The sequence below is a fragment of the Streptococcus varani genome (assembly GCF_001375655.1).
GTDB lineage: Bacteria > Bacillota > Bacilli > Lactobacillales > Streptococcaceae > Streptococcus > Streptococcus varani.
On the sequence record NZ_CTEN01000001.1, the window covers coordinates 458,915 to 471,679 of the forward strand.

General features: G+C 42.0%; 13 protein-coding genes. 10 read left to right on the plus strand and 3 right to left on the minus strand.

Annotation, left to right across the window (positions count from 1 at the left end; translation table 11 throughout):
• Positions 1–134: 134 nt before the first annotated feature.
• Both BN1356_RS02340 and BN1356_RS02345 read right to left on the minus strand, forming a co-directional pair.
• A complete protein-coding gene (locus BN1356_RS02340) occupies positions 135–317 on the minus strand; it encodes a hypothetical protein (protein ID WP_093649817.1) in 183 nt (60 codons plus the stop codon).
• A 10-nt stretch (positions 318–327) separates the two neighbouring features.
• Positions 328–810 (minus strand): glutathione peroxidase, encoded by a 483-nt coding sequence (locus BN1356_RS02345; RefSeq protein ID WP_093649818.1) that lies wholly within the window; start codon positions 808–810, stop codon positions 328–330.
• 137 nt (positions 811–947) lie between these two features.
• Between BN1356_RS02345 and trxA the strand changes: the two genes are divergently transcribed.
• The 4 genes from trxA (at position 948) to BN1356_RS02365 (ending at position 3,970) form a co-directional block, all read left to right on the plus strand.
• On the plus strand, positions 948–1,262 hold the full coding sequence (gene trxA / locus BN1356_RS02350) for a thioredoxin (RefSeq protein ID WP_093649819.1): 315 nt from the start codon (positions 948–950) through the stop codon (positions 1,260–1,262).
• 55 nt (positions 1,263–1,317) lie between these two features.
• Positions 1,318–2,280 carry a peptide-methionine (R)-S-oxide reductase MsrB gene (msrB, locus tag BN1356_RS02355; protein ID WP_093650042.1) on the plus strand — a complete coding sequence of 321 codons (963 nt, stop codon included), beginning with the start codon at positions 1,318–1,320 and terminating at the stop codon, positions 2,278–2,280.
• 224 nt (positions 2,281–2,504) lie between these two features.
• Complete coding sequence (locus BN1356_RS02360; RefSeq protein ID WP_093649820.1) at positions 2,505–3,350, plus strand: mechanosensitive ion channel family protein; 846 nt, start codon at positions 2,505–2,507, stop codon at positions 3,348–3,350.
• A gap of 11 nt (positions 3,351–3,361) precedes the next feature.
• Positions 3,362–3,970 carry a DUF4352 domain-containing protein gene (locus BN1356_RS02365; RefSeq protein ID WP_176694200.1) on the plus strand — a complete coding sequence of 203 codons (609 nt, stop codon included), beginning with the start codon at positions 3,362–3,364 and terminating at the stop codon, positions 3,968–3,970.
• Positions 3,971–4,027: 57 nt separating this feature from the next.
• On the opposite strand, the gene gdhA is transcribed toward BN1356_RS02365, so the two are convergent.
• Entirely contained in the window at positions 4,028–5,374 is a 1,347-nt protein-coding gene (gene gdhA, locus BN1356_RS02370; RefSeq protein WP_093649822.1) for an NADP-specific glutamate dehydrogenase, read from the minus strand.
• A gap of 373 nt (positions 5,375–5,747) precedes the next feature.
• Here gdhA and BN1356_RS02375 point away from each other — a divergent pair, with 373 nt between their 5' ends.
• The 6 genes from BN1356_RS02375 (at position 5,748) to BN1356_RS02400 (ending at position 12,726) form a co-directional block, all read left to right on the plus strand.
• Positions 5,748–6,653, plus strand: coding sequence for a metal ABC transporter solute-binding protein, Zn/Mn family (locus tag BN1356_RS02375; protein WP_093649823.1), 906 nt, complete (start codon positions 5,748–5,750; stop codon positions 6,651–6,653).
• A gap of 17 nt (positions 6,654–6,670) precedes the next feature.
• Positions 6,671–9,019, plus strand: coding sequence for a pneumococcal-type histidine triad protein (locus tag BN1356_RS12955; protein WP_093649824.1), 2,349 nt, complete (start codon positions 6,671–6,673; stop codon positions 9,017–9,019).
• A 130-nt stretch (positions 9,020–9,149) separates the two neighbouring features.
• Positions 9,150–10,445, plus strand: coding sequence for a CapA family protein (locus tag BN1356_RS02385; protein ID WP_093649825.1), 1,296 nt, complete (start codon positions 9,150–9,152; stop codon positions 10,443–10,445).
• Between the two features lie 20 nt (positions 10,446–10,465).
• A complete protein-coding gene (locus BN1356_RS02390; protein WP_093649826.1) occupies positions 10,466–11,338 on the plus strand; it encodes a Cof-type HAD-IIB family hydrolase in 873 nt (290 codons plus the stop codon).
• Positions 11,310–12,134: a Cof-type HAD-IIB family hydrolase gene (locus BN1356_RS02395; protein ID WP_093649827.1), complete on the plus strand. Its 825-nt coding sequence runs from the start codon at positions 11,310–11,312 to the stop codon at positions 12,132–12,134. The genes BN1356_RS02390 and BN1356_RS02395 overlap by 29 nt, the downstream gene beginning before the upstream one ends.
• Positions 12,135–12,168: 34 nt before the next feature.
• A complete protein-coding gene (locus BN1356_RS02400; protein WP_093649828.1) occupies positions 12,169–12,726 on the plus strand; it encodes a GNAT family N-acetyltransferase in 558 nt (185 codons plus the stop codon).
• Positions 12,727–12,765 lie beyond the last annotated feature (39 nt).

The window sequence follows — 12,765 nt, forward strand, 5'->3', positions numbered from 1 at the left end:
AAACTTAGTGTCCCTAGAATGAATCTATTTTTATCCTCAAAGAAAATCAAAAATAGATGAGGCAAAGTGTCGCAGACATACCTAGTGGTAGGCAAGGAACTTTAACAAAATCTAATTTTCATTTTCAAAGAGTATTAATCTATATAAGGAATAACGACACCCGACATCAACAGATAACGTATGGTTTCATAGGCAATCAAGCCCAAAATCATGGCTATTTTCTTGTATTTGACATCTTTAAATAGAATCCAAATAATGACGTAGAAGAGAAGTTGTTGCTGGATCAGGAAGAGAAATAAACCTTTAAAATCAAACATAGTATTTCCTTTATTTTCTTAGACAATCTTGGATTTGCTTCTCAAAACTTTTTGGATCTGATTTGGCTGAAAAGCGCTCTACCACACGGCCCTCTCTGTCAATCAAAAACTTAACAAAATTCCATTCAATAGCTTTTCCCAAAGGACCAGATTTTTCAGTCTTGAGCCAAGTATAGAGAGGGTCAGCTTCCTTGCCATTGACCTTGATTTTGGCAAAGCGAGAGAAAGTAGTTTGGTAATTGAGACTGCAGAAGTCATTGATTTCATCAGCTGTACCAGGTGCTTGACCGAGAAACTGGTTACAAGGTAGATCTAAAACCTCAAAACCTTGCTCCTTGTAGCGATCATAGAGTTCCTGCAAGGCTTTGTATTGGGGTGTTAAGCCGCATCCGGTAGCGGTGTTGACAACCAGTAAGACCTTACCAGCATAATCTTGAAGAGAGACTGGGCTACCATCCTGCGCTTGAATAGTGAAATCATAAATTCTTTTCATGGTTGACTCCTTTTAATGTTTCGTTTTATTGTATCATGTGGTTGAGAAAGCGTCTATTTAAAAGCGTAGCAAATTTTTGGAAAATCCTATTTTTTGGTGTAAAATAGCAGTACAAATAGAAGAAATGGAGAATTGATATGGTACAAGCAATAAGAGATGCAAACGTTCTAGAAGAAACAAAAGAAGGTGTCGTGCTCATTGATTTTTGGGCGACTTGGTGTGGACCATGCCGCATGCAGGCCCCTATCTTGGAGCAATTGGCAGCAGAGGTAGACGAAGATGATTTGCGTATCTTCAAGATGGATGTGGATGAAAATCCAGAAACAGCTCGTCAATTTGGGATTATGTCTATTCCAACGCTCATGTTTAAAAAAGATGGAGAGCTTGTCAAACAGGTGGCTGGTGTTCATTCCAAAGCACAGATATTAGCCATCTTGGCTGAACTCAATTAAGGCAAACTCGGACTTGTTCCGAGTTTTTTTGCAAATGGAAGGAAATCTTATGGCAGTGAAAGAAATTTATTTGGCAGGTGGTTGTTTTTGGGGCTTGGAGGAATACTTTTCCCAAATCGAGGGTGTACTAGTTACCAAGGTTGGTTATGCCAATGGTCAGGTGGAGACAACCAACTATCAGTTGCTCAAACAAACAGACCATGCCGAAACGGTCTATGTCCAGTATGAGTCTGATAAAGTTGGTTTACGGGAGATTTTGCTCTATTATTTCCGAGTGATTGATCCGTTTTCTGTCAACCAGCAGGGGCCAGACAGGGGTCGCCAGTATCGGACTGGTATCTACTATACAGATGAAGTAGATCTATCAGCTATCAATGAGGTCATGGCTGAACAAGAGGCTCAGTATGGTCGTGGTCCACTAGCTGTGGAAGTGGAGAAGTTGATGCATTTTATTGATGCGGAGGACTACCATCAAGATTACCTCAAGAAAAATCCAAATGGCTATTGTCATATTGATGTCAGCCAGTCCCAGATTCCTGTTATTGATGTGGAACATTACCACAAACCATCAGATGAAGAATTGAGAGGCTCTTTAACATTGGAACAATACGCAGTAACACAAGAAGCAGCTACGGAAGCTCCTTTTAAAAATGCCTTTTGGAAGAGTAATGAGGCAGGTATTTATGTCAATATTACAACTGGCGAACCACTCTTTCTTTCCACAGATAAGTTTGATTCGGGCTGTGGATGGCCGTCCTTTACAAGACCTATTTCGAAAGAAGTAGCGCTCTATGTGGAGGATGTATCTCATGGGATGCAGCGTATTGAGGTTAAAAGTCGAGCTGGTCAAGCTCATTTGGGCCATGTTTTTGATGATGGACCGCGTGACCAGGGTGGCTTGCGTTACTGTATTAACTCGGCAGCTCTGCGCTTTATCGCGCGTGAGGAGATGGAGGCGGCAGGTTACGGCGGATTTTTGACACTTTTGGAAAACGAAACACTCAATCACCTGCATTGACTATAAAATATAGAAGAAATCTTGCCTGGAATATTTTTCAGGCTTTTTGAGATGAGAAGGAAAGTGTTATGCTCAAAGAAAATCAAAATCGATGAGACAAGGCAAAGCAGGCATAGCTTGTGGTAGGCAAGGAGTTCTAACAAAATCAAATTTTGATTTTCAAAGAGTATTACAGCAGATAGATGTATAAAATTTGGTATAATAGGGATGCGAAAGGAAATAGCATGACATTTTTACAGACATACCTAGCACAGTTTGACTTGGAAGGCATTCTAACAAGTGTCTTCAATAAGATTTTATCTCTCATTTTACTCTATATCGTTTTCTATTTTGGGAAAAAAATTGTTCATTCGTCCATCAAGAGAATTTTAGGACCCTCTTTGAAGTTTTCAAAACAAGATGAGGGGCGGCAGAAGACCATCACTCGACTAGTGGACAATATGTTCAACTATGTTTTCTACTTCATTCTCATCTATTGGACCTTAACGGTCTTGGGTTTGCCTGTCACTAGTTTGTTAGCTGGTGCAGGGATTACCGGTTTGGCCATTGGTTTAGGGGCCCAAGGCTTTTTATCTGATTTGGTCAATGGCTTCTTCATCCTAGTTGAACATCAGTTTGATGTGGGAGAAGTGGTGCGTTTAACCAACGGACCAATTGTCATTGAAGGAACTATCATCAGTGTTGGAATACGAACTACTCAGGTTCGAGATGCCGACGGGACGCTACATTTTATTCCTAATCGCAATATTTTAGTGGTCAGTAATAGGTCTCGTGGTGATATGCGGGCACGGATTGATATTCCTTTGTCGCCAAAAGCGGATTTGGAAAAAGTTGCCAAAATTATCGAAGCGGTCAATCAAGAACATGTGTCTTCCTATCCTGTCATCAAAACGTGTTCAGTCCTAGGAGCTCAAGTAGCACCAACGGGTCAGTTTTCTTACCGTATCCAAATGACAGTCGAAAATGGCCAACAATATGCTATTTATCACCTATTTTATGGACTCTACCAGGAAGCCTTGGTTAAGGCCGGTATTGACTTGCCTGCTATGTCACTTGTAACTGGTAAATGAAAGGAGTGACTATGTTACCAAAAGAATATATTCTCGAAGATGGTCAAATATACTACCGCAAGAAACCCCTTTATAAGCAAGCCTTGTTTTGGACCACTGTTGTTGGAGGGGCTTTAACAATGATTCTGGGATTTGTTTCTCTGTTCTTGTTCATAGCTTTGATGGGAACTCAGGCCTATGAGGAGATAGCTGGAAATGATTACAGTAATTTTGGTTCATATGATTCATCAACAGATCTGTCTAGTTACAGTGAATATGAATTGGGTCAAGTTGTGCCTATAGAGAATAAAGTCAATTTTACCGTTCAATCTATAAAAGTGGACAAGACTCTTTCTCTCATTGATCAGACTTATGCTCAAGCTCTAGTGGTTAAACTAGTGGTAGACAATCAATCGGACGAAGCTTTCTATTTTGATGAGTATTATTTCTCGGCGATCGATAGAGCTGGGATAAACCACTACTACCTTGATTTGAAAACCTATGATGTCAATTTAGTGGAGAAGTTGGAACCTGGTAGCAAAGAAGAGGTAACCTTGATATTTGCCGTTGATCAAGAGGAAGGCTATGCGCTGACCTATAATGATTTTGTTTGGTATAGTTCAGTAGAGAATCGATTATAAAAACAAAGAAGAGCTGGAAAAATTTCCAACTCTTCTTTTCTATAGGAATAACAAGGATTATACCAAACCTTGAGCAATCATCGCATCTGCGATTTTCTCGAAGGCTGCGATATTAGCACCTGCAAGGTAGTCAGTACCTAGATCGTATTTTTCAGCAGTTGCTTTTGCGGTGTCAAAGATATTGGCCATGATGTCCTTGAGGCGGCCATCGACTTCTTCAGAAGTCCATGAGAGGCGAAGGCTATTTTGGCTCATTTCAAGGGCAGATACAGCTACACCACCAGCGTTGGCAGCTTTTGCTAAACCGTAGAGAACGCCATTTTCTTTGTAGATGTTGATAGCAGCGAGGTCAGATGGCATGTTGGCACCTTCGGCGACACAGTAAACACCGTTTTTCACGAGATGAGCAGCTTTTTCACCGTCGATTTCATTTTGAGTCGCACATGGAAGAGCGATATCTACATGGCCGTCGTAGTTCCAAACAGAACCTTCATAGTAGGTAGCAGTTGCTTTTTCAGCAGCATACTCAGTCAAACGTGCACGGCGTTTTTCTTTAACATCGACCAAAAGGTCAAAGTCGATACCCGTTTCATCAATGACATAGCCATTTGAATCAGAGACTGAAATGACTTTTGCACCCAGTTCACTTGCTTTTTGCACGGCATATTGGGCTACATTACCAGAACCAGAAATCAAAACGGTTTGATCTTTGAAAGATTTACCATTTGCTTGCAACATGTTGTCTGCGAAGTAAACAAGGCCGTAACCGGTTGCTTCTGGACGGATGAGTGATCCACCAAAGCCGATTGGTTTACCAGTTAGGACACCTGCATCAAACTGACGGAGGCGTTTGTATTGGCCATACATGTAGCCAATCTCGCGTCCACCCACACCGATGTCACCGGCAGGAACGTCCAATGATGGTCCGATATGCTTTTGTAATTCTGTCATGAAGCTTTGGCAGAAACGCATGATTTCGGCATCTGTTTTGCCTTTTGGATCAAAGTCGGATCCACCTTTACCACCACCGATAGGGAGGCCAGTCAAGACGTTTTTGAAGATTTGCTCAAAACCGAGGAATTTCAAGATAGATTGGTTAACAGTTGGATGGAAGCGAAGTCCACCTTTGTAAGGGCCAACTGCTGAGTTGAATTGGACGCGGTAGCCACGGTTGACTTGAACATTGCCGTCTTTGTCCATCCATGGAACACGGAAACTAATCACGCGCTCAGGCTCAACGATACGGGCCAAGATATTTTCAGTGATGTACTCAGGATGAGCTTCAAAGACTGGCTCCAAAGTATTGAAGAGTTCTTCAACTGCTTGAAGAAATTCAGTTTCATGTGGATTACGAGCTTTTACAGCTTGGAATGAAGATTCGATATAAGATTTTGCTGTTGTCATAAGAGCACCTCTTTTTTATTTTTATTAAATTGTCTGATAATTTAATTTATCTGTTGATTATTATAGCACCAAGAAAATCAAATGTAAAGCAAAAAATGTTAAATTGTCAGAAAAATTTGATTTTTAGAAAAGATCTACTAGAATGTGGGGTTTTTCAAGGAGCATCAGTGATTGATACTAGATGAGGAGCATTGTAAAGACTATTTAAAACTTTCTTTCTTATCTATCTTTTGCACAATTTTACCCCAATCTTCATTTTTATCTTGATTAGGAAAATGAAATATGATAAACTTTTTAAGTTGGTCGGTTAATTAACTGGTTAATTAACCGGTTTATAATAAAGAGTAAGGTGAGGTTTTTTGTGAAAAAATGGATGTTTTCTCTACTGGTTTTGTTAGCTAGTCTATCTTTGGTAGCCTGTGGCAATCAAGCTTCATCTGGTCAGACAGGAAAAGGAATGAAAATTGTCACGAGTTTCTACCCGGTATATGCCTTGACCAAGGAAGTGTCAGGAGACCTCAATGATATTCGGATGATCCAGTCTGGGCAGGGGATTCATGGATTTGAACCGTCTGTGGCAGATATTCAGGCAATCTATGATGCGGATGTTTTCTTCTATCATTCCCATATTTTAGAGTCTTGGGGTGGTGCTATTGATCCAAATGAGGCTAAGTCAGATGTAATCTTGATTGAAACTGCCAAGGATTTGGACTTGCAACGGGTGGAAGGTTTGGAAGATGTGGAGGTTGGTCCAGGAGTGGATCCTGCTACTCTCTACGATCCCCATAGCTGGCTAGATCCAGTACTGGTCGCTGATCAGGCAGAGACTATTGCTAGAGAATTAGGACAGCTAGATCCTGACAACAAGGATTATTATCAAAAAAATGCAGATGCCTTGAAGAAGGAGTTCTTGGAGTTAAATGATAAATACCAGAAAATTTTTAAGCAAACGTCTCAAAAAACTTTTGTGACCCAACATACAGCCTTTGCTTATACGGCCAAGCGTTTTGGCTTACAACAACTGGGAGTTTTGGGGGTAGCTGAGGAGGAGCCAAGTCCGAGACAGTTGGCGGAAATTGAAGAGTTTATCAAAGACTACAAGGTCAAGACGATCTTCGTCGAAAAAGGAGTTTCTGATAAGATGGCCCAAACCTTGAAGCAAGCAACGGGCGTCAAGTTGACATTGCTGGATCCGCTTGAGGGCGATCCCAAAAGCCAGAAATCCTATATTCAACTATTAGAAGAAAATTTGGCCATCTTAGCCAATGAATTGAAATAAAAAGTGAGGAGAGAATAATGAAAAAACAGTATATTTACGGGTCGATTGCAGCCTTGGTACTAAGTGGTGCTGCCTACCAACTAGGTCACTATAATGCCTTGAAGGCTACTGAAGATGGGAGCATTCAATATGTGGCCGCAGGCAAGGACGATTCCAGTAAATTAGCGAAACATCAGGAAAAGACACCGGACCAAATCAGTGCAGAAGAAGGCATTGATGCGGAACAAATCGTTGTTAAGATTACAGATAAGGGCTATGTTACCTCGCATGGGGATCACTATCATTTCTTTAATGGGAAAGTTCCTTACGATGCTATTCTCAGTGAAGAGCTGATTATCACAGATCCAAACTATGTTTTTAATGAAGCAGATGTCATCAACGAGGTAGAAGATGGATATATTATCAAGGTAGACGGCAACTATTATCTTTACTTGAAGCCAGGTAGCAAGCGCAAAAACATTCGTTCCAAAGGAGATATTGAGAAGCAGAAGGCCAAACATCCAGTAGATGGTCATCAGCATAAGGGCGGGGATGCGAAGAATCAGCAAATGCAGTCAGGTCGTTATAAACCCTATACGACAGATGATGGCTATGTCTTTACGGTTAACTCCATCATGGACGACTTGGGAGATGCATACCTCGTATCTCATGGCGATCATATACACTATGTTCCAAAGGCAGACCTCAATCCAGATGAATTAGCTGCTGCTCAGGCCTATTGGTCAGCTAGAAATGGCGGTGGTGCATCTTCTGTAGCCGGAGGAAGAGGAGGCTCATCTGGTTATTCACCAGTATCTTATCAACCGGTTGTGAATCCAGCTTCTGGGAATCAAGGAGCTGGTACTATGGCTGAATGGGAAGTTCTATTGCGTCAATTGTATGCTTTGCCACTTAGTCAGCGTTATACAGAGAAAGATGGCCTTGTATTTGATCCGATTCAGATTACACGTCGGTTGAGAGATGGAGTTGTTGTACCACATGGCGATCACTTCCATGTCATCCCTTATGCCAAAATGTCAGATTTGGAAGTAAGGATTGCACAAATCATTCCGATTGGGGCACGCTTATCAACTCCAGTTCCCCAACCAGTGCCAGCACCGAAACCAGTGGTGACACCGCAACCCGCTCCAACGCCGCAACCGACTCCGACTCCTGTCCCAACGCCACAGCCTAAAAAAATCATGCTGACTTTCCAAGGCAAGACCTTCCCAGCAGTTAAGAAAGGCTTGGATGGCCAGCCATATTCAACTAGTGATGGTTACGTCTTCAGCCCGGATTCTATTTACTCGGTAGATGAAGACGGTATTACCGCTATCCATACCAATCATACGCATTTTATACCATTTAATGAATTGGAACAATCTGAGTTAGACCAAGTGGCCCAATGGTTAGCTAAGAAACACTCTGTAGTTGTAGCACCGGCAGATATTGAAAAAGCTATCTCAGATATGGAAGAAAAAGCTGCTTTGATTGAAAATAGAGCTGTGCGCAATCGTTATGAAGACAAGATTGCTCTCTTGGAAGATCGCCTCTTTGCTGTGACAAAACGCTCTGGTAAAGAGCCATTGTCTACCATAGCTGAAGAATGCAAAAAATTAGCGAAAGCCATTGAACAGGAGCTAAAAAATCCGACTCCTAAAGATAAACCTGTAGATACACGGACTGCGCGTGAAATCTATGATGCAGTACAACCTGCTTTATTGGTACCGGTTAAGGATATACCTTATAACATGGACCAGACAGTATCCATCAAAGATGGCAATACCTTTGTCATTCCGCATACAGACCACTATCACAATATTAAGATGGAATGGTTTGATGCTGGAGGTCTCTACGAAGCACCAGAAGGCTACACACTTGAGCAATTGTTTGCAACCGTCAAATACTACCTCTTGCATCCAGAAGAACGACCAAAAGTAGATGGATGGGGAGATAATAGCGATCACGGAAGCGGCCATACAGGTGGAGCAGACTTACCACACGGAGTAGAGCCGGCCCCTGCAAAACCTACAGAAGATACGGACGATGACGATCAGGATGCAGATGTGGATACCGATGGAGATGCGGACTTGGATGTGGATGTGAATCCTACAGATACAGGTTCGGTTACGACACCTAAAGGTACAGATGATGAGGTTGATTTTCATAAAACACAAGCTGCTAAAGCAGTAGAAGATGAACTTTGGAATCTCTATAAACTTGCGGATACTGTAAAGGATGAAGAGTTGGTAGCTGGTTATGAGGAAGAGATTGAAGTCTTGTTTAATCGCTTCACTGTCTTGACCAAGACATCAACATCTGACAGTTTAGAAGCTATTCAGAATGATGCTAAAAACTTAGCGAAAAAGATGGAGGCGAAAGGCTAGAAACTCGTTGTCCTATAAAATATTTTAAGAAGGGCTGGAGAATCCAGCTCTTCTTTGTGACTCTTGAAAAGGTTTGCAGTTTTCTTGAAAAAAACGTATACTATAGTAAAAATGATAAGGGAGAAGCGGAATGAGAAGAAGAAAAGACCGTTTCGGCAAACACGTACGCTACCAAAAGAGAAAGTGGACACTCTGGGCTGCAATTACTTTTTTTGTCCTTGCCTTGTCTTGGCCAATCTATCTTTTGATGGTCAATGGCAGTAAGGAGGAAGTTGCTCATTCCTTGACTCAGTCTAGTCAGACGGAGTCATCTGAATCAGCATCCGGACAAAAAAAATCAAAGAAAAATCAGAATGGGACAAGTAGTGCCCGAATCATGGCTCATGGAGATCTCCTTTATCACGATCTTCTCTATATGAGTGCAAAGCAAGAGGATGGAACCTATGATTTTAGGGAGAATTTCACCTATGTTAAGCCTTGGATAGAAGAGGCTGATTTAGCTATCGCTGATTTTGAAGGGACTATTTCATCTGATTTCCCGCTAGCTGGTTATCCGCTCTTCAATGCTCCAGCCCAGGTGGTTACAGCCATCAAGGATGCAGGATACGATATGGTAGATTTGGCCCATAATCATATCCTTGATTCACAATTATCCGGCTTGATTTCAACGTCCAAACACTTTACAGATGCAGGAATTGGAATTGTTGGCGTTTATCCGGAAGGTAATCGATCAAGTGCCCCTCTTCAAATTCGCGATATCAATGGGATTAAGGTAGCGATTTTAGCCTATGCATATGGATTCAATGGGATGGAAGGCAATTTGTCTCTAGCAGAACAAGCTGCTTATTTATCGGATTTAAATGTAGAAAAAATGCAAGCTGAAATTGAGCGAGCTGAAAAAGAAGCTGATATAACCATTATCATGCCGCAAACAGGTGTCGAATACCAGTTAGAACCAAGTCCAGAACAAAGGAATCTCTACCATCAGATGGTAGAATGGGGAGCGGATCTAATTTTTGGTGGTCATCCGCATGTCGCTCAACCGGCAGAAGTTGTTGAGAAAGATGGACAAGAGAAACTCATTATCTACTCTATGGGAAACTTTATTTCTAACCAGCGAATAGAAACAATGGAGGGGGTAGCCACATCTCAGTGGACAGAGCGCGGTGTTCTCATGGATGTGACTATTGAGAAGAAAGATGGGGTAACCACTATTCAAAAAGCAGAGGCTCATCCTACCTGGGTTAGCCGAGTAGCTAATGGACGCTATGCTGAAAATGGTCAGCCCCTCTATAGCTACCAGACCTTTATCTTAGAAGATTTTATTGAAGGGGGTCAACATCGAGATAAAATTGATGAGGCAACCAAGATTCGTATCGACAGTGCCTACCATGAAATGAAAGAGTTTATGGGGTTAAACTGGTAAGGATACAAGGGGGTATGTTTATGTTGGTTAAACTAATTGCATCGGATATGGACGGAACTTTTTTGGATGAAAAAGGTTCTTTTGACCGGGAACGTTTTGAGATAATTTTGAGCCAACTGGAAGAGCAAAAAATTCCTTTTGTGATTGCTAGTGGCAACGGAATCGGACGCTTACTCAAGATTTTTAAAGGTTTTGAGAATCGTGTACTCTTTGTAGCGGATAATGGGGGTCACATTTACCAAGGGGGCCAAACGCTTTATCGTCAAGCGCTATCCATAGATTTGATTCGAGATGTGCTCGATTACTTGCAAGAAGACGTCAAAAACCACTGCTTTATGCTGGCTCATGATGAAAAGATTTACATGGCTGAAGGTGCTGGTCAACCATTTAGTGACGGCTTAGCAATCCAAGCCGATCAGATGAAGGCCTTTCTAAATCGGATTGATTACTTGCCAAATATAGCAGATTTTCCTGAAAATGAGTCTTTCTATAAGATCGGGCTTTGGGTGCCAGAGGACCAGGTGGCTCAGGTCGTTACGGCTTTCAATCAGGCTTTTCATGGGGAATTAGTGGCTGTGACCAGTGGCTATGGTAGTATTGATTTGATGCCTGCGGGCATTCACAAGGCTTGGGGTCTGCGGAGAATCATGGAACCTATGGGGATTGATCCTAGTCAAGTCATGGCCTTTGGGGATAACGATAACGATGTTGAGATGCTGGAGTTAGCCCAGTATTCCTACGCGGTTGGAAATGCTAGTCCAGCGGTCAAGGCGGTAGCTAAATATCAGATTGGACATGACGATCACTCTTCTGTTTTGACAACTATTGAGGAATTTTTAAAAACAAGCAAAGGAGCAACTGAAGATGAGGGATATAAAACTAATTGTCAGTGATATTGATGGTACAGTTTTAGACAAGGAACACCAGCTGGACAGTCGTTTGAGGGCAGATCTTGAAAAACTATCTCAGCAAGAGATTCCATTTTGTCTCGCTTCAGCTAGGTCACCCTTGGGCATCCATCCCATCCAAGAAGAGTTGGGTTTGCAGGCTCCTCTTGTAGCCTATAATGGGGCCTTGATTGGCCAATTTCAAGATCAAACTTTCGATATTCTTCATGATATACCGATTCAGGCCCAGGATGTGGAACGGTTAGTCTATTTGATTGAGGAGAATTTTCCTGAAATTGCCATTGGCATCTATGCTGGTAAAGACTGGCATGTTGCAGAGAGAAATCAATGGATAGATTTGGAAGCCAACATTACAGGCGAGATTCCAATTTTGACAACTTTCAAGTCCTTCTTAGCTGAAAAAATTCCTGTGCATAAGTTTTTATTAATCGGAGAAGAAAAAGATATTGCTCATCTCTTAGCCTTTTTACAGGAAGAAGATTTTCCAGAGACTGCCTTTTATCTCTCCAAAGCTAATTACTTAGAAATCACCAATCGCTCTGTATCGAAAGCTCATGCTCTGGAGATTTTAGCGGCAATATACGGCCTATCCTTGGAACAAACACTGGCCTTTGGGGATCATTTTAATGATTTGCCTATGTTGCAGGCGGCAGGCATAGGCGTAGCCATGGGCAATGCTCCGCAAGCCGTGCAAGATGCGGCGGATCAAGTGACAGCTGACAACAGTCAAAACGGAGTTTCCCTCTATCTGGAAAACTTTCTTTTGGCAGATACCCTATAACAGATTGTTAGAAAATAGTTGAAAGAGAGAGACTATGAAAAAACGAGGAACTCAGCTGATTGAAACGGACCGGCTAATCTTGCGACCCCTAAGGCTAGAGGATGCTCAAGATATGTATGATAACTGGGCTTCCAGTCAGGAGGCGACCCGATATGTTACCTGGGAAGCCTATGGTGACCTTGCTCCTCTCATCGAACGCCTCAAGTTAAGGCAAGAGCACTATCTAAATAAGGAACTATATGATTGGGGTATTTTTGTCAAAGACCAAGAGGTCTTGATTGGAACCATTACCTTTGTAGACTTATCGGATCTACACAGATTGGGAGAGTTGGGCTATATTATTGGTCCTAAGTGGTGGGGCAAGGGCTATGTCTTGGAAGCAGCTCGCGCGATTTGTCGCTTTGGCTTTCAAGAATTGGAACTCCATCGGATCCAGGCTGTCCATGATGTCAGAAATCCGGCATCAGGAAGAGTCATGGAGAAACTAGGCATGCACTATGAAGGGACTTTTAGAGACTGTCGCTTGGTTAAAGGGGAATATGTGACCTTGAAACAGTATGCCTTTTTAGCAGATGAGTTTAGGGACGAATAGACATTTTGCACCGGAGAAAGGATAGACATGATAAAATTA

Coding starts and splice junctions, on each gene's coding strand:
- BN1356_RS02340 (WP_093649817.1), bottom strand. CDS start 317: ATGTTTGATTTTAAAGGTTTATTTCTCTTCCTGATCCAGCAACAACTT.
- BN1356_RS02345 (WP_093649818.1), bottom strand. CDS start 810: ATGAAAAGAATTTATGATTTCACTATTCAAGCGCAGGATGGTAGCCCA.
- trxA (WP_093649819.1), top strand. CDS start 948: ATGGTACAAGCAATAAGAGATGCAAACGTTCTAGAAGAAACAAAAGAA.
- BN1356_RS02360 (WP_093649820.1), top strand. CDS start 2,505: ATGACATTTTTACAGACATACCTAGCACAGTTTGACTTGGAAGGCATT.
- BN1356_RS02365 (WP_176694200.1), top strand. CDS start 3,362: ATGTTACCAAAAGAATATATTCTCGAAGATGGTCAAATATACTACCGC.
- gdhA (WP_093649822.1), bottom strand. CDS start 5,374: ATGACAACAGCAAAATCTTATATCGAATCTTCATTCCAAGCTGTAAAA.
- BN1356_RS02375 (WP_093649823.1), top strand. CDS start 5,748: ATGTTTTCTCTACTGGTTTTGTTAGCTAGTCTATCTTTGGTAGCCTGT.
- BN1356_RS12955 (WP_093649824.1), top strand. CDS start 6,671: ATGAAAAAACAGTATATTTACGGGTCGATTGCAGCCTTGGTACTAAGT.
- BN1356_RS02385 (WP_093649825.1), top strand. CDS start 9,150: ATGAGAAGAAGAAAAGACCGTTTCGGCAAACACGTACGCTACCAAAAG.
- BN1356_RS02390 (WP_093649826.1), top strand. CDS start 10,466: ATGTTGGTTAAACTAATTGCATCGGATATGGACGGAACTTTTTTGGAT.
- BN1356_RS02395 (WP_093649827.1), top strand. CDS start 11,310: ATGAGGGATATAAAACTAATTGTCAGTGATATTGATGGTACAGTTTTA.
- BN1356_RS02400 (WP_093649828.1), top strand. CDS start 12,169: ATGAAAAAACGAGGAACTCAGCTGATTGAAACGGACCGGCTAATCTTG.